The sequence below is a fragment of the Tenacibaculum sp. SM2510 genome (assembly GCF_057002845.1).
In genome coordinates this window covers 2,182,645-2,201,437 of sequence record NZ_CP192703.1, presented here as the reverse complement: position 1 = coordinate 2,201,437, position 18,793 = coordinate 2,182,645, and the positions used below count along the sequence as shown (strand labels likewise).

Genomic DNA, 18,793 nt, shown 5'->3' with positions numbered 1-18,793 from the left:
GCTTAAATTTAAAATAAACTACTGAGTATTAACACTTAATAAACAAACCCAATAATTTTAGCTATCTTTAACAGAAAGAGAAAGTTATGCTTATAAAAACCTATGGTTCTGCTGTATTTGGCATTGAAGCTACAACTATTACAGTAGAGGTAAACATAGATAAAGGAGTTGGATATCACTTGGTTGGCTTACCAGACAATGCTGTGCGAGAAAGCTCTTATCGTATTTCTGCTGCATTAAATAACAACGGGTTCAAACTTCCAGGCAAAAAAATAATTATTAATATGGCTCCTGCTGATATTCGCAAAGAAGGCGCCGCTTACGATTTAACTTTAGCTGTTGGTATTCTTGCTGCTTCAAATCAAATTAAAACCACAAACATTAACGAGTACATTATAATGGGAGAGCTTTCTTTAGACGGAAGCCTCCAGCCTATTAAAGGAGCGTTACCAATAGCAATTAAAGCTAGAGAAGAAGGTTACAAACATTTTATACTACCAAAAGAAAACGCAAAAGAAGCAGCAATCGTTAATGATTTAAATGTACTAGCGGTTGATAATATTATGCAAGTTATTAATCACTTGGAAAATAAAGAATTAATAACGCCAACAATAGTCGATACACGTGCAGAATTTAATAAGCATGTTGATTTTCCTGAGTTTGACTTTTCTGATGTAAAGGGGCAAGAAAGCATAAAGCGTTGTATGGAAATTGCCGCTTCCGGCGGACACAATATAATTTTAATCGGTCCGCCTGGAGCAGGAAAAACAATGTTAGCAAAAAGGCTTCCGTCTATATTACCTCCAATGACATTACAAGAAGCATTAGAAACAACCAAAATACACTCTGTTGTAGGTAAAATAAAAAACACCGGACTACAATTTAATCGCCCATTTAGATCTCCTCATCATAGTTGTTCTGACATTGCACTTATTGGTGGCGGAAATAATTTACCGCAACCTGGTGAAATTTCATTAGCCCACAATGGTGTATTATTTTTAGATGAATTACCAGAGTTTAAACGCGGAGTTTTAGAAGTAATGAGACAACCTTTAGAGGATAGAGAAGTAACTATTTCACGAGCTAAATTCACGGTAAACTACCCAAGTAGTTTCATGCTGGTTGCAAGTATGAACCCTAGTCCATCTGGTTTTTTTAATGACCCTAATTCGCCAATGACATCTTCGCCTGCAGAAATGCAACGGTATTTAAGTAAAATATCCGGGCCTTTACTAGATAGAATTGATATACATATAGAAGTAACTCCGGTTCCGTTTGATAAATTATCAGAAGAAAGAAAAGGAGAACCTAGTGCAGAAATAAGAAAACGAGTAACAGAAACACGTGAAATACAAACAGCACGTTTTAGCAACTCAGATAGTGTACATTACAATGCCCAAATGAACGTAAAACAAATTCGTGAGTTTTGTAAACTATCTAACGAAAGTAAAAGTTTACTAAAAATGGCCATGGAAAAGCTCAACCTCTCTGCCAGAGCTTATGATAGAATACTAAAAGTATCGCGCACTATTGCAGATATTGATGGGGCAAAAAATATAAAATCAGAACACTTAACAGAAGCAATTCAATACCGAAGTTTAGATAGAGAAGGTTGGTTAGGATAAAAATAAAAACAACCATTTTTTTTATAGAAAAATGAGTAATTTAGTGGCTTAAAAACAATCATTAAATTGATCATTCGATGAAAAAAATAGTTTGCATATTGGCAATTGCCATTGCCATAGTTTCTTGTAAAAAAGAGAAAAATAATTTTGTTTCTTTTTCAGGGAAAATAACTAATAAAAATTCCGATTCTATCGTTATTTCTAATCCTCAATTAAAATTCAGCAGAGTTATTAAACTTGATGATCAGGGAACTTTTAAGGATACCATGAATATTAAAGGTGGCTTTTATCGTCTTTTTGACGGACAAAAAGCGACTTCATTATATTTAAAAAACGGAGCTAATATTAACATCTCTGTTGATGCTACTAAATTTGATGAAACTATTACCTATACAGGTGAAGGCTCTAATGAAAGTAGTTTCTTAGCAAAAACATCTTTACTACAAGGAAATCTTCTTAATGATAAAGATCTATTTACATTATCAAAAGAAAAATTTGACACAAAAGTAAATGGTTATATTACTGATATTAATAAAAGAATAGCTGATACAAAGTTAGATTCTGCTTTTGTTGCTTTTCAAAAACAAAACATCACTGGTTTAAAAAACTATTTAAACAAAACACATACTGAAAAACTTTATTTAGCTACTAAATTAGCAAAAGGGGTTCAGTCACCAAAGTTTGTAGATTACGAAAATTTTAAAGGAGGAACGACTTCTTTAGATGATCTTAAAGGAAAATATGTGTATATTGATATGTGGGCAACTTGGTGTAACCCTTGTAAACAAGAAATTCCTTTTTTACAAAAAGTAGAAAAAAAATACCACGGCAAAAACATCGAGTTTGTAAGTATTTCTGTTGATAGCGAAAGAGATTACGAAACTTGGAAAAAAATGGTAGCTGACAAAGAATTAACCGGAATTCAATTGTATTCTAAAAGAGATAAAAACTTTGCTGGTGCTTATAAAGTAAATAGCATTCCTCGTTTTATCTTAATTGATCCACAAGGTAATATTGTAGATGCAAATGCTCCTAGACCTTCTAGCCCAAGGTTAGTTGAGTTATTTAATTCTTTAAATATATAATTCAAGTTTAAAACTTATATAATGAATCCTGCAACTTAGTTGTAGGATTTTTTTTTGAAGCTAATTCCCGCTTTCCGCACTCGCTCTCTGCGAAGAGCTAAAACAAATGCTTCAGTCGGGGCTAAGTATTTTAATGTGTTTAGTTTTAAAATAATTGATTACTGTTACTCTAGTTTTTTTTTAATAATAAGATAACTTATTAGATGTCATTCTGAAATAAATTCAGAATGAAGCTATAAAAACATATTTATGTTAAGGCTGGATACAAAACCTATTTATAATTTTTAATAAAACCGTCATTACGAGAGAAACGAAGTAATCCTATTCTTAAAGATAGATTGCGACAGTTTAAAAAAATAAACTTCGCAATGACAATTATAAAACACCAGCATTTTCTATAATCCAAATTTATACTAAGGCTAGAAGCAAAAACTTATTTATACTTCTTAAACAAACGTCATTACGAGAGAAACAAAGTAACCTTCTTCTTAAAAAGAGATTGCCACAGTTTAAAAAAATAAACTTCGCAATGACGATTACAAAATAGCAAAATCTCTGAAAATGTAAATTTATGCTAAGACTCACTACAAAACCTATTTATTATTCTTAAATAGACGTCATTACGAGAGAAACGAAGTAACCTTCTTCTTAAAAAGAGATTGCTACAGTTTAAAAAACAAACTTCGTAATGACTGTTATAAAACAGTAATATTTCTGAAAATCTATATTTCCGTTAAGTATAGCAGCAAAACCCATTTATAACTCTTAATTAAACGTCATTACGAGAGAAACGAAGTAATCTTGTTCTTAAAAGAGATTACCACAGTTTAAAAAAATAAACTTCGCAATGACAATTATAAAACACCAGCATTTTCTACAATCCAAATTTATGTTAAGTCTGGCCACAAAACCTATTTATAATTCTTAAATAAACGTCATTACGAGAGAAACGAAGTAATCTTGTTCTTAAAGATAGATTGCCACAGTTTGAAAAAAAAACTTCGCAATGACGGTTATAAAATAGTAATATCTCTGAAAATGTAAATTTATGTTAAGTCTGGCTACAAAACCTATTTATACCTCTTAAACAAACGTCATTACGAGAGAAACGAAGTAATCTTCTTCTTAAAAAGAGATTGCCGTAGAATATTTAACATTGTTATTTTCAAAACCAAAACAATTAAAAACACAACCTTTCGACTGTGCTCAAGGTGACATGAAGCAAAAATGGAGTTATAATTACTTATTGTTGAGAGCATACAGCTGCGTTAAGTATAGCAGCGACATCCTTTTTTAATGTCTGTTCGAGTTATTTTTTGAAGAATGAAAAAAATTGTATCGAGAATAACTTTAAAAAAGATATAACGGATAGCCTGTTAAAACACTTAAAAAAATAATCAAAGTACTAGTAAAAGATTACCACGTCATTCTTCATCGTAATGACATACAAAAAAACCCTTACAAATTAATGCAAGGGCTTTAGGTTTCTTTATGATAAAATTCTAAAACAACCTTTCGACTGCGCTCAAGGTGACTACTTCAGAATAACAAAATTTAGTATCTATAGTGCTCTGGCTTAAATGGACCGTCAACAGTTACACCGATATATGATGCTTGGTCAGAACGTAATTCTGTAAGCTCTACTCCTATTTTTGCTAAATGTAAAAATGCTACTTTTTCATCTAAGTGCTTTGGTAGCATATAAACATCGTTTCCGTAAGCAGCTTTATTTTTCCATAGCTCAATTTGCGCTAAAGTTTGGTTTGTAAATGAGTTACTCATTACAAAACTTGGGTGACCTGTTGCACAACCTAAATTTACTAAACGTCCTTCAGCTAAAAGAATAATGTCGTTTCCGTTGATGTTATATTTATCAACCTGAGGTTTGATAGTATCTTTTGTGTTACCATGGTTTTTATTTAACCAAGCCATGTCAATTTCGTTATCGAAATGTCCAATATTACAAACAATAACTTTGTCTTTCATTGCTTCGAAATGACGCCCTTGAATAATGTCTTTGTTACCAGTAGTTGTAATAATAATATCAGAATTACCAACAACAGTTTCTAAACGCTTAACTTCAAAACCGTCCATTGCTGCTTGTAAAGCACAAATAGGGTCAATTTCTGTAACTGTAACGATAGAACCTGCTCCTTTAAAAGAAGCCGCTGTACCTTTACCTACATCACCATAACCACAAACTGTAACACGTTTACCAGCTAACATAATATCGGTTGCACGACGAATTGCATCAACTGCAGATTCTTTACATCCGTATTTGTTATCAAATTTAGATTTAGTTACAGAATCGTTTACATTAATTGCTGGCATTGGTAAAGTTCCTGCCTTTACTCTGTCATACAACCTGTGAACTCCTGTAGTAGTTTCTTCTGATAACCCGTTAATTCCCGCAGCTAATTCAGGGTAACGATCTAATACCATATTTGTTAAATCTCCACCATCATCTAAAATTAAGTTTAATGGTTTTTTATCTTCACCAAAGAATAATGTTTGTTCGATACACCAGTCAAATTCTTCTTCTGTCATATCTTTCCAAGCATATACAGGTGTTCCTGTAGCAGCGATTGCAGCAGCAGCCTGATCTTGTGTAGAAAAAATATTACAAGAACTCCAAGTTACCTCAGCACCTAAAGCTTGTAAAGTTTCTATTAAAACAGCTGTTTGAATTGTCATGTGTAAACACCCTGCAATTCTTGCTCCTTTTAATGGTTGCTCATCTTTATATTCTTCACGTAAGCTCATTAATCCTGGCATCTCAGCTTCTGCCAATAAAATTTCTTTTCTTCCCCAATCAGCTAAAGAGATATCTTTAACTTTAAAAGGAACGTATGTAGCGTTTTTTGTGCTCATATTTATGTATATTTATATATCTAAATTTCTAAGTCGCAAAATTACGAAATAACTTTCTAAAATATGCCTGTTCACAAAACATTAACGGTAAACAAAACCACTAAAGTATTGATTTGGAAGATTGAAGAATCTTTTGAGAATTTATCTGAAGGCATTGAACTTACTCAGAGTAGTAAAGACCGAGTTAACAACATGAAATCGGATTTACATCGGAGAGGCTTCTTAAGCGTTCGCCACTTACTAAATAGATTTGGTTACACTGATGCCGATTTAGTGTATGATGAATACGGAAAACCACATTTAAAAGATGGTAAATTTATTTCTATAACACATTCTTTTACTTTTTCGGGCATTATAATTTCTGATGACAAACCTGTAGGTATCGATATTGAAAAACAGCGTGATAAGATTTTAAAAATAGCACATAAATTCACACCCATTGAAGAATATAAATCGATCGCGAACCACGAAGCTTTAGTGAGTAAACTAACCATTGTTTGGGGAGCCAAAGAGAGTTTATATAAAATTTACGGAAAGAAAAAATTACTCTTTTTAGATAATATTTATATTGAAGATTTCTCTTTTGAAACGAACGAAACTTCTGGTAAAATTTTATATGAAGGGGTTACCGATGAATATAAAATTTACTTCTTAGAAACCGAAGGATTTACTTGTGTGTATGCAAGTTAATAAAAGCTGGACCTAAAAGTTTACGCTCTTCATAAAAATGGCACTTACAAACTTTGTAACTTTGCTGCTTTGAAACATATTTTATGAAAATATCCGTAGAACTTACCCTAACACCACTTCAAAATAATTTTGAAGAACCAATTATTCATTTTATTAAAAAACTAAGAGCTTCTGGCTTAACTGTGCTTGAAAATCCATTAAGCACACAAGTGTATGGCGATTACGATACCGTAATGCAAGTGGTTACTGCAGAGTTAAAAAACTCCTTCGAGCTAATTGATAAAGGGATTTTATTTATGAAAATTGTAAAATCTGACCGTAGTGACTATGAACCAAGTTTTTGATTTTCTTTTTAATCAGTACGCAACCTATTCTATTTTAGATATTTGGTTAGAAATTATTGCCGTATTTTTTGGTTTTTTATCTGTTTGGTTTTCTAAACAAAATAAAATATGGGTATTTCCTACCGGAATGATTAGCACCGCTATTTTTGTGTATCTGTTGTTAAAATGGCAGCTATTGGGCGATATGATGATAAATGGTTACTATTTTATCATGAGTATTTACGGTTGGTATATTTGGACTCGCAATATAGATGCAACACACGTTACTCCTATTTCTAGTACATCTTTAAAGGAAAAAAAAACAAGTGTTTTTATCTTTTTTGCAACTCTAATTTTTGTGTTTGCTGTATATACTTATTTTGATAAATGGAATAGTTGGACAGCCTATGTAGATACGTTTACTACCGCTATTTTCTTTGTAGGAATGTGGTTAATGGCAAAGCGTAAAATTGAAAATTGGATTTATTGGATTATCGGAGATATTATTTCTGTGCCTCTTTATTTTTACAAAGGCTTTACGTTTACAAGTTTTCAATATTTAATTTTTACCTTTATTGCCGTTAGCGGTTATTTAGCATGGAAAAAAAGCTTAAACAAAAAAACAGCAACCTTGTAAAGGTTGTTTTATTCGGACCCGAAAGCACTGGTAAAACTACACTTTCTGGACAATTAGCACGTTATTACAATACCGTTTGGACGCCAGAATTTGCACGTGAGTATTTGCAAGACAAATGGAATAACGAGCGTAAAATTTGTGAACAAAAAGACATAATACCTATTGCCGAAGGACAAATAAAACTAGAAAATGATTTATCGCTAAAAGCGGATAACGTTTTAATTTGCGACACCGACTTACTTGAAACAAAAGTATATTCTGAAGAGTATTATGGTGGTTTTGTAGATCCTACACTCGATAAAGCAGCTATTGAAAACTCGTACGATATTTATTTTTTAACTTATATTGATACTCCGTGGGAAGCTGACGATTTACGTGATAAACCAGGCGAACGTTTAGAAATGTTTACTGCCTTTGAAAACACGTTAAAAAAGTACAATCGCCCATATGTTTTATTAAAAGGAGATAAAGAAACCCGATTGAAAAAAGCAATTGAAATTATTGATGGATTACTTTCTAAAAAAGAAAATCTGTATTCTTTTTCTACTACTTTAAACAAGCCTTCATTATAATTATGAATACGCACGAACTTGTTAAAGAACTAAAATTTAAAGCCATAAGAAGTTCTGGTGCCGGCGGGCAACATGTAAATAAAGTATCGTCTAAAATAGAATTAACTTTTGATCTTGCGAACTCTAACCAATTATCTGAAAGACAAAAAGAAATACTCTTTAAAAAACTAACTTCTCGACTTACTAAAGAATATGTTTTAATATTATTTTCAGATGAAACACGTTCTCAACACAGAAATAAAGACCTTGCTATAAAACGTTTTTTAGAGCTAATTACCCAAGGTTTAAAAAGACCTAAAATAAGAAGAACCACTAAACCTAGTAGAGGCTCTGTTTTAAGAAAAGCTGAAAACAAAAAAAGAACCTCAGTTAAAAAAAACTTGAGAAAGAAACCAAAAATCGATTAAATAATCCAATACTTCACAAACAAACTTAGCCCTGATTGAACGGTTTGTTTTGAGCTCTTTTGAGGGACGAAAAAAGCGAGTAGTGAAAGCAGGAAATAGCTCATGAAAATTCATTTCTCTTAAATATCCCCACACCTTTTGGTGCATTATGTTAATTGCTTTTCACCAACCTCAACATTACACTTAAAATTATCTGTTCTTTTGTTTTCAATTATAAAATTCGCTTTACCTTTGTCGCGTTCTCATAAAGGGGTGCCTATATCGGCTGAGATCATACCCAATGAACCTAGAACAGGTAATGCTGTTTAGGGAGGCGATAATCGCCATTTTGTAAAACAAACTGTTGTGAACCAGGTAACGTAATCTTTATATAAAAGATATTTTCGTTCCCCTCACAATAACGTAAGTAACTAATTATTCAACAATAACAAGGAATAATTACCTCTTTTTATTCGATTTTATTTTATAAAAAATGAGACCGATGTCTTTTCTTAAACAAATGAAAGCTGTAGCTTTTTTAATCGTATTATTTACTGCTATAACAGTAAATGCACAAAACTTTATCATAACGGGTAAAGTAGTTAACAATAATCAAGAACCACTTGTAGGTGCTACCATTGCTGTAGAAGAATTAAAAAAAGGAACCGCTACTGATTTTGACGGAAACTTTAAATTAAAACTAGAAAAAGGAACATACGATGTTGAAATTTCTTTTGTAGGTTTTAAAACTTTAGTTAAAAACATAGCTGTTTTAAAAGATCAAAATATTACAATTCAATTAACATCAGATGCTACTGTTTTAGAAGAAGTATTAGTTTCTGCAGTACGTGTGCAAGCTGATGCACCTGTAACACACTCTAACTTATCTAAAAAAGAAATAGCGAAACGTAATTTAGCACAAGACATTCCTGTTTTATTAAATTACTTACCTAACGTCGTTTCTTCTTCAGATGCTGGTGCTGGTGTTGGCTATACGTATATGAGTGTTCGTGGTTCTGACGCTACGAGAGTAAATGTTACGATAAACGGAATTCCGTATAACGATGCAGAGAGTCAAGGAACTTTTTGGGTTAATTTAGGAGATTTTGCTTCATCTACACAAAGTTTACAATTACAACGTGGTGTTGGTACCTCAACAAATGGTGCGGGTGCTTTTGGTGCAAGTTTAAATATTCTTACAGATGCTAGTGCCGAAAAAGCTGGTGGAGAAATTTCTAATTCTTTTGGTTCTTTTAACACAAGAAAGCACACTGTAAAATTTACGACAGGAAAACTGAATAAGCACTTTGAATTTGCAGGACGTGTATCTAACATTTATTCTGATGGATACATAGATAGAGCTTCTACCGATTTAAAATCGTACTTTTTACAAGGTAGTTATACGGATCAAAATACGTTAATTAAAGCGGTAGCTTTTGGAGGGAAAGAAGAAACGTACCAAGCTTGGGACGGAATTTCTGCACAACAATTAAAAGAAGACAGACGACAAAATCCGTTAACCTACGAAAATGAAGTAGATAATTATCAGCAAGATCATTACCAATTACATTGGAACGAAAAATTAAATAGCAATTGGACTAGCAATCTTGGTTTAAACTACACGCGAGGTAAAGGGTATTTCGAGCAGTTTAAAAGCGAAAGCGCTGTATCTAAATACAATGATATTGTTAAAGCTACAACTACAGATTGGTACGGAGACCCTGCTACCGATTTAATTGTTCGTCGTTGGTTAGATAATCATTTTTATGTAGGTAACTTTAATGCTACTTATAAAAATGAAGGATTAGAAATTATATCGGGAGGTTCTTATAGCCATTACACAAATAACCATTTTGGGGAAGTTATTTGGGCTAAAGAATTTTCTGATAAAGGAAATATTAGAGATCGTTATTATGACGGAAAATCAACTAAAAACGACTTTAGTGTCTTCTCTAAAGTTTCTTTTAATATTACGAATCATTTAAGAGCTTTTGTTGATGTTCAAGGTAGATTTATCACTTATAAAACAAACGGATTAACCTCTAAAAGAAAGCCTTTAAATGTTGATAAAAACTTTAAATTCTTTAATCCGAAAATAGGTTTAACTTATAAATCAAACGACAAAAATAGTTTTTACGCATCGTTTGCAAAAGCAAATAGAGAACCAAATAGAAGCGATTTTAAAGCTGGTGTAAATACTTCGGAAAGTTTAAATGATTACGAATTAGGTTATCGTTTAAAAAATGACATCGTTAAATTAAACACGAATGTTTACTTTATGGATTATCAGAATCAGTTAGTATTAACTGGTGAAATTGATGATACTGGAGATCCTTTGCGTGGTACAAGCGGTAACAGTTATAGATTAGGTTTAGAAATTGATGCCGACATTCGTTTAACAGAGCAGTTTTCTGTACGCCAAAACATTGCTGTAAGTAAAAACAAAAATGTAGATTTCTTTACTAATAGAGATGGAGCAGTACAAGAATTAGGGAATACCACCATTGCTAATTCACCAAATATTGTTGCTGGTAACGCATTTACCTATCAACCTTCTGACAATTTTCAGATAGCCTTTTTAACAAAATTTGTTGGTGAGCAATACTTAAGTAATACGGATACAAAAGCATCAAAATTAGATAGCTATTACACAAGTGATTTAAACGTGATGTATGAATTAAAAACAGCATCAATTTTTAAATCGATTGTATTTACCGGTTTGGTAAACAATGTTTTTAACAAAGAATATGTAGATAGAGGTTATATTTATTTAGATGATTGGTCTACTCCCGGAACTACACAAGAAGCACAAGGATATTATCCGCAGGCAACTATTAACTTTTTAGTAGGTGTTACTTTTAAGTTTTAAGGAACTTAAATTTATTGAAACAAAAAAACCTGAGTTATAACTCAGGTTTTTTTGTTTTATGGGTATTTTAAATAAGCTTTAATTAACTTTGACTGTCTTCAGAACCCCATTTATCCAAACTTATTAAAACACCCTCTAGTGATTTACCTCTTTTACTCAATTTATACTCAACTTTAGGAGGAACTACCGGATAAATTTTTCTAGAAATAAGTCCATCTTTCTCTAGTTCTCTTACAGTTTGCGTAAACATTTTGTTTGAAATACCTGTAATTTTCTTTTGTAATACCCCCGAACGCAAACCCCCTTCTAATAAGTGAAATAAAATTAAAGGTTTCCATTTTGTCCCTATCAAATTCATTGTATAATTTAAAGGACAACTAATCTTTTTATTCAAATTAAAAATTTTAAATCATTTATAATCAGTATTTTACTCTTTTAAGTAACTATATCACTTTTTAGTAAGTTATTGCCGAATACACAAATATAAATTAATTTTGTAATCTAAAACATAACAAAATGACAAATAACAAGAATTACCCTAAATCGTTTTCACATATCGGGTTAACAGTTCCTAATATAAAAAAAGCTGTAAAATTTTATTCAGAAGTAATGGGCTGGTACATAATAATGGAACCATCAACAGTTAAAAAGGAAACTGAAACAGCTATTGGTCAAATGTGCATTGATGTTTTTGGTGGTGATTGGACCGAATTTGAAATTGCTCATTTGGCAACTTCAGACGGAATTGGTATAGAATTATTTTCTTTTCCGAATGGAATTAAAGAGGCTCCAGAATTTAATCCTTTTAATACTGGTTTATTTCATTTTTGTATACAAGATCCAAATATTGAAGAACTTATTGATAAAATTTTGTCTTATGGAGGAAAACAAAGAATGCCAATAAGAGAGTATTACCCAAAAGACAAGCCTTTTAAAATGTGCTACGTTGAAGACCCTTTCGGAATTGTTTTTGAGATTTACACTCACAGTTATGAATTAACATATTCATCTGGCGCTTATTCAAAATAAACATAAAAAACGAACAAAAGAACCTAGCTGCTAAATCTGATTTGTTTTTCTTATATATTCTCACAATAAAATTTTTGCTTTTATATCATAAATATTAAAATAATGACTCAACTTTGTAATAAAGTTTTGAAAATCATGGATCATAAACATTTAATTGAAGTTATTAACAGCCAAAAAGCAGCTATTAAAATATTATCTACCCTAAAAGCAGAGTCACAACGCTTTACACAATTAATGTTTAATACGTTTTTTGATAGTGAAACTGATACCGAAAAATCTTTAGTTGACCTAAAAGCTTTATTTATAAAAATAAGAGATATTGCTTGCCCAGAAATTAAAGGCAAGCCTTGTAAGACTTGGGATGATTTTATTAAAGGCGTTCCTAACTTGTTTTGTAACTTAAAGAAAGATGCAGAAGCTATTTTTAATAATGATCCTGCTGCTAAATCTCTTAACGAAGTATATTTAGCATATCCTGGTTTTTTTGCCATTTCTATCTTTAGAATGGCTAAAGAATTTAACCGTTTAGGCCTCCCATTAATACCTAGACTTATGACGGAATATGCTCATCAACTAACTGGAATTGATATTCATCCAGGTGCATCTATAGGTGAGTCATTTTTTATAGATCATGGTACTGGAGTGGTTATTGGTGAAACTGTAATCATACATAATAATGTAAAAATATTTCAAGGAGTTACGCTTGGTGCACTTAAGGTTAAAAAGAACCTTATAAATAGCAAGAGACATCCAACAATTGAAGACAACGTGATTATTTACGCTAACGCTACCATACTGGGAGGGAATACCGTTATTGGAAAAAATAGTATTATAGGAGGTAACGCATGGGTTACAAATTCAGTAGCAAAAAATTCTATTGTGACACATAATCCTCAAATTGAAATAATTCCTATGAAATAATGAGCAGAACACTATTAAATCAAATTGGTAATACACCAATTGTAAAATCTATAGCTTTAAATTCTAATCCGAATGTAAAACTATATTTTAAACTAGAAGGTAATAATCCTGGAGGAAGTGTAAAAGATCGCGCTGCCTACAACATGATTAAAACAGCTTTAGATTCTAAAAAAATAAATACATCTACAAAATTAATAGAAGCTACTAGTGGCAACACAGGCATTGCCTTAGCCATGATTGCAGGTATATTTAAGCTAGATATTGAATTGGTAATGCCCGAAACAGCTACCAAAGAGCGAGTTCAAACCATGAAGGCCTATGGCGCAAAGGTTACCTTACATCCCGATGGTATTGAAGGTGCTCGTGATTATGCAGAAAACAAGGTGAAAGATGAAGGTTTTTATTCTTTCAACCAATTTGCTAATGAAGATAATTGGAAGGCTCATTATAAAACTACTGGACCAGAGATATGGAGAGATACTAACGGAGAAGTAACTCACTTTGTATCTTCAATGGGAACTACAGGAACCATTATGGGTACTTCTACCTATTTAAAAGAAAAAAAAGAAGCTATTCAAATTGTTGGTGTGCAACCTACGGAAGGATCAAAAATTCCAGGTATACGTAAGTGGCCAACAAAGTATTTACCGAAAATTTTCAATGCTTCTAAAGTTGATAGTATTTATGAGGTAAGTCGAGAAGAAGCAATTTTAATGTCAAGAAGATTAGCTAAAGAAGAAGGTATTCTTGCAGGTATGAGTAGCGGTGGAGCCACAACTGTAGCCCTAAGACTTGCCAAAGAACTAAAGGAAGGTGTAATTGTGACAATAATTTGTGATCGTGGTGATCGTTATTTATCTTCTGAACTATTTGAATAGTACCTAAAAAATTAGATATATTCAGCTGCAATAATTTAATGTTCATATAATATCTTATGTTAACATTAAATTCACCAATACAAACCGAACAGAAGCAAAAGAATAAAAAGAGATCTTAGTTTCTTAAACTATATACTACAAGTCTTTTACTTATTTTATAGTTATTAAACAAAGCTATTAAAACAAAAAAACGAGCTAGAAGCTCGTTTCTCATATACTTTTTGAATACTATCTAAATTATTATTTTTTACTTGCTTCTTCTTCCCACGCTTTATATCCGCCTAAAACATTATATGGTTGAAAACCTTTTTTTAATAAAAGCTCAGATGCTATTTTAGATCTACCTCCTGATCGGCAATAAATATACACAGGTTTTGTTTTATCTAATTTAGCCAATGCTTTTTTTTCAAAATCATTCCCTGTTACATTTATTTCTATGGCATTTTTAATAGTACCTTCTACCCATTCGGCTGGTGTACGAACATCTACTAACTGAACATTTTTATTGTTTTTTAATACAACTTGTAAATCTTTAACCGTGATGTCTTTTACTCCGTTTTCTACTGAAGTACAAGATGTTATTATCGTTAAAATTAATCCTAAGTAAAGAATATTTTTTTTCATGTTATTTTATTTTAATGTTGACGGACAAACATTGGCTGTTCTATTGATCGTTGTTTTTTTGATAGCTCCATAACCACCAGCTACATCAATTACATTATGATATCCTCTCGATTTTAAAATAGAAGCCGCTATTACCGAACGATATCCTCCTGCACAATGAATATAAAAGTCTTCCTTTTTAGGAAACTCCTGTATATGATCATTTAAAAAATCTAACGGTGTACTTGTCACATCAATAATATGTTCGTTTGCGTATTCCCCTGGTTTTCGAGCATCAAAAACTTTTGCGTTATTGTTTATCGCTTCTTCTAAATCATTTGCAGAAACTGAACGTAAGGTATCTATTTCTTTCCCTGATTTTTGCCAAGTATCAAAACCACCTTCTAAGTATCCTAAAACATTGTCAAAACCTACACGAGATAAACGTGTAATTGCAGTTTTTTCTTCTCCTAAAGGAGTTATTAGTAAGATTGGCTGTGTTACATCTTTTATTAAAGCACCAACCCATGGCGCAAATGTCCCCCCTAAACCAATAAAAATCGATTGCGGTATAAATCCTTTTATAAAGTCGAATTGATGGCGTACATCTAAAATTATCGCGTCTGTTGAATTACTAATTTTCTCGAAATCAGTAGCAGATAATGCTATTGCTCCTTTTTTAATAACATCATCTATTGATTGATATCCTTCTTTATTCATCTTTACATTTAAAGGAAAGTAAGCTGGTGGTGGTGCTAAACCATCTGTTACTTCTTTTATGAATTCTGTCTTAGTCATATCTGCTCTTAAAGCATAATTGGTTTTCTTTTGATCTCCAATTGAGCCTACCGTTTCTTTGCTTAAGTTTTTTCCGCAAGCAGAACCTGCTCCGTGTGCCGGATACACAATAACATCATCTTCTAAAGTCATTATTTTAGTACGTAAGCTATCATATAAGAGTCCTGCTAAATCTTCTTGAGTAAGCGCTCCTTTCTGCGCTAAATCAGGGCGTCCAACATCTCCTAAAAACAAGGTGTCTCCACTAAAAACGGCATGATTCTTTCCGTTTTCGTCTTTTAACAAATACGAAGTACTTTCCATCGTATGTCCTGGTGTATGCATTGCTGTAATTGTAATATTCCCTACTTTAAAAACTTCACCGTCGGTTGCTACATGAGATTTATAATTTGTTTTAGCTGTTGGTCCGTATACAATTGTTGCTCCTGTTTTTTCTGCTAACGTTACATGGCCACTAACAAAATCTGCATGAAAATGAGTTTCAAAAATATATTTAATATTTCCCTTAGCTTCTGCTGCCTTTTTTATATAGGATTGCACTTCACGTAAGGGATCTATAATTGCTACTTCTCCATTACTTTCTATATAATATGCTCCTTGTGCTAAACAACCTGTATAAATTTGCTCTATATTCATAATCTTAATTATTCATACGCTTGGTGTATATACTGTGCGTATTTTTTTTGATTTTTATTATCTCCTGTCTTAAAAAAATTTACTGCTCCATTGGCACGCATAAAAAAGTAATCTATACTTACCACTTCTAATACACCTCCTCTAAAAAAAGCATCTCTAACCGGACCTTTTACTCCTGCAAAATAAAACGCGATGTTTCTTTTATTGTAATATTTTATGCGCTCTTTAAGCATTTCTACTCCGGTACTATCAACTCTATTAATACTTTCGGCGTCTAAAACAATTAGCTTTAATAATTTTCCTTTTTCCTCCACCATCTCATCTAATTTTTCACGAAAATAGTTTGAGTTGGCATAAAACAATTGTGCGTCAAAACGAAATACTAATACTTTTTCATCAATAATTACATCCTTAAATCTGTTTTTATTTCGATAAAAATCAGAATTTGGCACCTTTCCTAACTCAACTACATAAGGTCGGGATGTTCTAAAAATTAAAATTACTAAAGACATGCTTACACCTAATAATATACCATACTCTATACCCAAAAATATAGTCGCTAAAAATGTTGCTACCAACAACCAAAAATCTAAATTATTGGCTGTCCAAAGTCGTTTAGCTTCTTTTAGGTTTATTAAATTAAATACAGCCACTATAATAATGGCAGCTAATATTGTTTTTGGCAAGTGATAAAATACTGGCGTTAAAAAAAGCAATGTAAGAATAACAATTAACACTGATACAATTGCCGATATACCTGTTTTACCTCCTGCTTCTTCATTAATTGCCGAACGAGAAAAACTAGATGTTGATGGATATGATTGAAACAACGAACCAACAACGTTACTTAAACCTAATGCTACTAATTCTTGATTAGGCCTTATTCTGTATTCATCCTGTTTTGCTTCTAATGTTTTTCCAATTGATATAATTTCTAAATACCCTACCATTACTAAAGTTATTGCTATTGGTAGCAATTCTCTTATTAAAGCGACATCTATAACCGGGATATTAAATTTGGGTAAACCCGAAGGAATACCCTTTACAATTGCTACATCTATAAAGTAATCTTCAAAAAAACGTATGACCAATATCCCGATAATCACCACAATTAGAGCATTGGGGATTTTTTTATTTATTTTTCTGAAAATCATAATTACAATACATGCAATAATTCCGATAAGAGCTGTATTGGTATTGAAATATGAAATTCTTTTAAAAATATCTTCAATAAGTATATGAACTTGATCGCTCTGTAAAAAATCTACTCCTAATAAATTTCTAAATTGATTTAACCCTATAATCAATGCTACTGCAGATGTAAACCCAACAATTACAGGCCTTGATAAAAAATTAACAATAAAACCTAAACGAAACAACCCCATTAAAAGTTGAATACTACCTACCATTAATGCTAATAGAATAGCAATCGCTATATAACTTTCTGAACCCATTAATGCTAATGTTGAAACTCCTGTTGCTACAATTAAAGAATCCATTGCTACAGGGCCAATTGCTACTTGACGGGACGAACCAAAAATTGCATACATTACTTGTGGTACTAGGGCTGCATACAAACCATAAATAGGTGGTAATCCTGCAATTAATGCATACGCAATTCCTTGCGGAATTAAAACCGTTGCTACAGTTATACCTGCTACAACATCACCTCTAAGTTGTGATTTCTTGTAGCTCGGTAACCACTCTAATATAGGTATTAGTTTTTTTAGTAATTTCATTTAAAATAATTCACTTTGATTTTTACCCTTAATTCTACCTAAATGTTTGTAGGCTAAATCGGTTACTTCTCTACCTCTTGGCGTACGCATTATAAAACCTTGCTGAATTAAAAAAGGTTCATATACTTCTTCTATAGTTTCAGTATTCTCGCTAACTGCTGTTGCAATTGTACTAATTCCTACAGGGCCACCTTTAAACTTATCAATAATGGTTACTAGAATTTTATTATCCATTTCATCTAATCCATGAGCATCTACATTTAATGCTTTTAAGGCATATACTGCGATTTCAATAGTAATACTTCCGTTTCCCTTTATTTGTGCAAAATCTCTAACTCTTCGTAGTAATGCATTTGCAATTCTTGGCGTTCCTCTACTTCTACCAGCAATTTCTATTGCTGCTTCCATAGAAATTGGTACGCCAAGTATTTGTGAACTTCGTTGTATAATAGTAGTAAGTAATTCTGTTGAATAATAATGCAAACGACTACTAATACCAAAACGAGCTCTCATTGGTGCTGTTAACAATCCCGATCGAGTCGTTGCTCCGATTAAAGTAAAAGGTTCTAAATTAATTTGAACAGTACGTGCGTTAGGTCCAGACTCAATCATAATATCGATTTTATAGTCTTCCATTGCTGAATATAAATACTCTTCTACAATAGGGCTTAATCGATGAATCTCATCTATAAATAACACATCGCGTTCATCAAGATTTGTTAACAAACCTGCTAAATCTCCTGGCTTATCTAAAACAGGCCCTGAGGTAACTTTAATACCTACACCCAACTCATTAGCCAAAATATGCGCTAATGTTGTTTTTCCCAATCCTGGAGGACCATGAAACAACGTATGATCTAAAGCTTCATCACGTTGATTGGCAGCTTCAACAAATATCTTTAAGTTATCAATTGCTTGATCTTGCCCTGAAAAGTCATCAAAAGAAAGCGGACGTAGTTTTTTTTCTACATCTAAATCGTCATTTGATAGGTTTGTGTTTTCAGGATTTAAGTTTTCGTTCATATAGGTACAAATATACTTGAAATATAATTTTTGATTTGTAATAATTGTTACTTAGTAACATTACCAATGCTAAGGTACATAATAGCATTTAGAATTGTAAAACAAAAA

At 32.0% G+C, this 18,793-nt stretch carries 17 protein-coding genes; 11 read left to right on the top strand and 6 right to left on the bottom strand.

Going from position 1 to position 18,793, the window contains the following annotated elements; all coding sequences use genetic code 11:
• Positions 1-86 precede the first annotated feature (86 nt).
• Together ACQ629_RS09855 and ACQ629_RS09850 are read left to right on the top strand one after the other, a co-directional pair.
• Entirely contained in the window at positions 87-1,625 is a 1,539-nt protein-coding gene (locus tag ACQ629_RS09855; RefSeq protein WP_483704578.1) for a YifB family Mg chelatase-like AAA ATPase, read from the top strand.
• A 77-nt stretch (positions 1,626-1,702) separates the two neighbouring features.
• Positions 1,703-2,710 (top strand): TlpA family protein disulfide reductase, encoded by a 1,008-nt coding sequence (locus tag ACQ629_RS09850; protein ID WP_483704576.1) that lies wholly within the window; start codon positions 1,703-1,705, stop codon positions 2,708-2,710.
• 1,554 nt (positions 2,711-4,264) lie between these two features.
• On the opposite strand, the gene ahcY is transcribed toward ACQ629_RS09850, so the two are convergent.
• Positions 4,265-5,581: an adenosylhomocysteinase gene (gene ahcY, locus ACQ629_RS09845; protein WP_483704574.1), complete on the bottom strand. Its 1,317-nt coding sequence runs from the start codon at positions 5,579-5,581 to the stop codon at positions 4,265-4,267.
• Positions 5,582-5,644: 63 nt separating this feature from the next.
• Here ahcY and ACQ629_RS09840 point away from each other — a divergent pair, with 63 nt between their 5' ends.
• From ACQ629_RS09840 to ACQ629_RS09815, 6 genes are all read left to right on the top strand, one after another.
• Positions 5,645-6,271 carry a 4'-phosphopantetheinyl transferase family protein gene (locus ACQ629_RS09840; protein WP_483704572.1) on the top strand — a complete coding sequence of 209 codons (627 nt, stop codon included), beginning with the start codon at positions 5,645-5,647 and terminating at the stop codon, positions 6,269-6,271.
• A gap of 83 nt (positions 6,272-6,354) precedes the next feature.
• Complete coding sequence (locus ACQ629_RS09835) at positions 6,355-6,615, top strand: thiamine-binding protein (RefSeq protein ID WP_483704570.1); 261 nt, start codon at positions 6,355-6,357, stop codon at positions 6,613-6,615.
• Positions 6,599-7,231 carry a nicotinamide riboside transporter PnuC gene (pnuC, locus tag ACQ629_RS09830; protein ID WP_483704568.1) on the top strand — a complete coding sequence of 211 codons (633 nt, stop codon included), beginning with the start codon at positions 6,599-6,601 and terminating at the stop codon, positions 7,229-7,231. Before ACQ629_RS09835 ends, pnuC begins: the two co-directional genes overlap by 17 nt.
• Positions 7,192-7,803 (top strand): AAA family ATPase, encoded by a 612-nt coding sequence (locus ACQ629_RS09825; protein ID WP_483704566.1) that lies wholly within the window; start codon positions 7,192-7,194, stop codon positions 7,801-7,803. Before pnuC ends, ACQ629_RS09825 begins: the two co-directional genes overlap by 40 nt.
• Before the next feature lie 2 nt (positions 7,804-7,805).
• Entirely contained in the window at positions 7,806-8,210 is a 405-nt protein-coding gene (gene arfB, locus ACQ629_RS09820; protein WP_483704564.1) for an alternative ribosome rescue aminoacyl-tRNA hydrolase ArfB, read from the top strand.
• Between the two features lie 499 nt (positions 8,211-8,709).
• Positions 8,710-11,058 carry a TonB-dependent receptor gene (locus ACQ629_RS09815; protein ID WP_483707198.1) on the top strand — a complete coding sequence of 783 codons (2,349 nt, stop codon included), beginning with the start codon at positions 8,710-8,712 and terminating at the stop codon, positions 11,056-11,058.
• An 82-nt stretch (positions 11,059-11,140) separates the two neighbouring features.
• Here the strand turns inward: ACQ629_RS09815 and ACQ629_RS09810 are convergent, their stop codons facing one another.
• A complete protein-coding gene (locus tag ACQ629_RS09810; RefSeq protein WP_483704562.1) occupies positions 11,141-11,452 on the bottom strand; it encodes a winged helix-turn-helix transcriptional regulator in 312 nt (103 codons plus the stop codon).
• Between the two features lie 122 nt (positions 11,453-11,574).
• Between ACQ629_RS09810 and ACQ629_RS09805 the strand changes: the two genes are divergently transcribed.
• The 3 genes from ACQ629_RS09805 to cysM all read left to right on the top strand — a co-directional run bounded on the left by ACQ629_RS09805 (position 11,575) and on the right by cysM (position 13,886).
• Positions 11,575-12,087 (top strand): VOC family protein, encoded by a 513-nt coding sequence (locus ACQ629_RS09805; protein ID WP_483704560.1) that lies wholly within the window; start codon positions 11,575-11,577, stop codon positions 12,085-12,087.
• A gap of 135 nt (positions 12,088-12,222) precedes the next feature.
• Positions 12,223-13,008, top strand: a complete 786-nt coding sequence (gene epsC, locus ACQ629_RS09800; protein ID WP_483704558.1) for a serine O-acetyltransferase EpsC — start codon at positions 12,223-12,225, stop codon at positions 13,006-13,008.
• Positions 13,008-13,886: a cysteine synthase CysM gene (cysM, locus tag ACQ629_RS09795; RefSeq protein ID WP_483704556.1), complete on the top strand. Its 879-nt coding sequence runs from the start codon at positions 13,008-13,010 to the stop codon at positions 13,884-13,886. Before epsC ends, cysM begins: the two co-directional genes overlap by 1 nt.
• 240 nt (positions 13,887-14,126) lie before the next feature.
• Here cysM and ACQ629_RS09790 read toward each other — a convergent pair whose 3' ends face one another.
• From ACQ629_RS09790 to ruvB, 4 genes are read right to left on the bottom strand one after another with little or no spacing between them, the layout of a single operon-like run.
• Positions 14,127-14,510, bottom strand: coding sequence for a rhodanese-like domain-containing protein (locus tag ACQ629_RS09790; protein ID WP_483704554.1), 384 nt, complete (start codon positions 14,508-14,510; stop codon positions 14,127-14,129).
• 6 nt (positions 14,511-14,516) lie between these two features.
• Positions 14,517-15,923 (bottom strand): MBL fold metallo-hydrolase, encoded by a 1,407-nt coding sequence (locus ACQ629_RS09785; RefSeq protein ID WP_483704552.1) that lies wholly within the window; start codon positions 15,921-15,923, stop codon positions 14,517-14,519.
• An 8-nt stretch (positions 15,924-15,931) separates the two neighbouring features.
• Positions 15,932-17,662: a SulP family inorganic anion transporter gene (locus ACQ629_RS09780; RefSeq protein ID WP_483704550.1), complete on the bottom strand. Its 1,731-nt coding sequence runs from the start codon at positions 17,660-17,662 to the stop codon at positions 15,932-15,934.
• Positions 17,663-18,685, bottom strand: coding sequence for a Holliday junction branch migration DNA helicase RuvB (gene ruvB / locus ACQ629_RS09775; RefSeq protein WP_483704548.1), 1,023 nt, complete (start codon positions 18,683-18,685; stop codon positions 17,663-17,665).
• Positions 18,686-18,793: the final 108 nt, after the last annotated feature.

What these genes read in the sequence shown, in the direction of transcription:
- ACQ629_RS09855 (WP_483704578.1), top strand. Translation starts at nt 87, where the DNA reads ATGCTTATAAAAACCTATGGTTCTGCTGTATTTGGCATTGAAGCTACA.
- ACQ629_RS09850 (WP_483704576.1), top strand. Translation starts at nt 1,703, where the DNA reads ATGAAAAAAATAGTTTGCATATTGGCAATTGCCATTGCCATAGTTTCT.
- ahcY (WP_483704574.1), bottom strand. Translation starts at nt 5,581, where the DNA reads ATGAGCACAAAAAACGCTACATACGTTCCTTTTAAAGTTAAAGATATC.
- ACQ629_RS09840 (WP_483704572.1), top strand. Translation starts at nt 5,645, where the DNA reads ATGCCTGTTCACAAAACATTAACGGTAAACAAAACCACTAAAGTATTG.
- ACQ629_RS09835 (WP_483704570.1), top strand. Translation starts at nt 6,355, where the DNA reads ATGAAAATATCCGTAGAACTTACCCTAACACCACTTCAAAATAATTTT.
- pnuC (WP_483704568.1), top strand. Translation starts at nt 6,599, where the DNA reads ATGAACCAAGTTTTTGATTTTCTTTTTAATCAGTACGCAACCTATTCT.
- ACQ629_RS09825 (WP_483704566.1), top strand. Translation starts at nt 7,192, where the DNA reads ATGGAAAAAAAGCTTAAACAAAAAAACAGCAACCTTGTAAAGGTTGTT.
- arfB (WP_483704564.1), top strand. Translation starts at nt 7,806, where the DNA reads ATGAATACGCACGAACTTGTTAAAGAACTAAAATTTAAAGCCATAAGA.
- ACQ629_RS09815 (WP_483707198.1), top strand. Translation starts at nt 8,710, where the DNA reads ATGAAAGCTGTAGCTTTTTTAATCGTATTATTTACTGCTATAACAGTA.
- ACQ629_RS09805 (WP_483704560.1), top strand. Translation starts at nt 11,575, where the DNA reads ATGACAAATAACAAGAATTACCCTAAATCGTTTTCACATATCGGGTTA.
- epsC (WP_483704558.1), top strand. Translation starts at nt 12,223, where the DNA reads ATGGATCATAAACATTTAATTGAAGTTATTAACAGCCAAAAAGCAGCT.
- cysM (WP_483704556.1), top strand. Translation starts at nt 13,008, where the DNA reads ATGAGCAGAACACTATTAAATCAAATTGGTAATACACCAATTGTAAAA.
- ACQ629_RS09790 (WP_483704554.1), bottom strand. Translation starts at nt 14,510, where the DNA reads ATGAAAAAAAATATTCTTTACTTAGGATTAATTTTAACGATAATAACA.
- ACQ629_RS09785 (WP_483704552.1), bottom strand. Translation starts at nt 15,923, where the DNA reads ATGAATATAGAGCAAATTTATACAGGTTGTTTAGCACAAGGAGCATAT.
- ACQ629_RS09780 (WP_483704550.1), bottom strand. Translation starts at nt 17,662, where the DNA reads ATGAAATTACTAAAAAAACTAATACCTATATTAGAGTGGTTACCGAGC.
- ruvB (WP_483704548.1), bottom strand. Translation starts at nt 18,685, where the DNA reads ATGAACGAAAACTTAAATCCTGAAAACACAAACCTATCAAATGACGAT.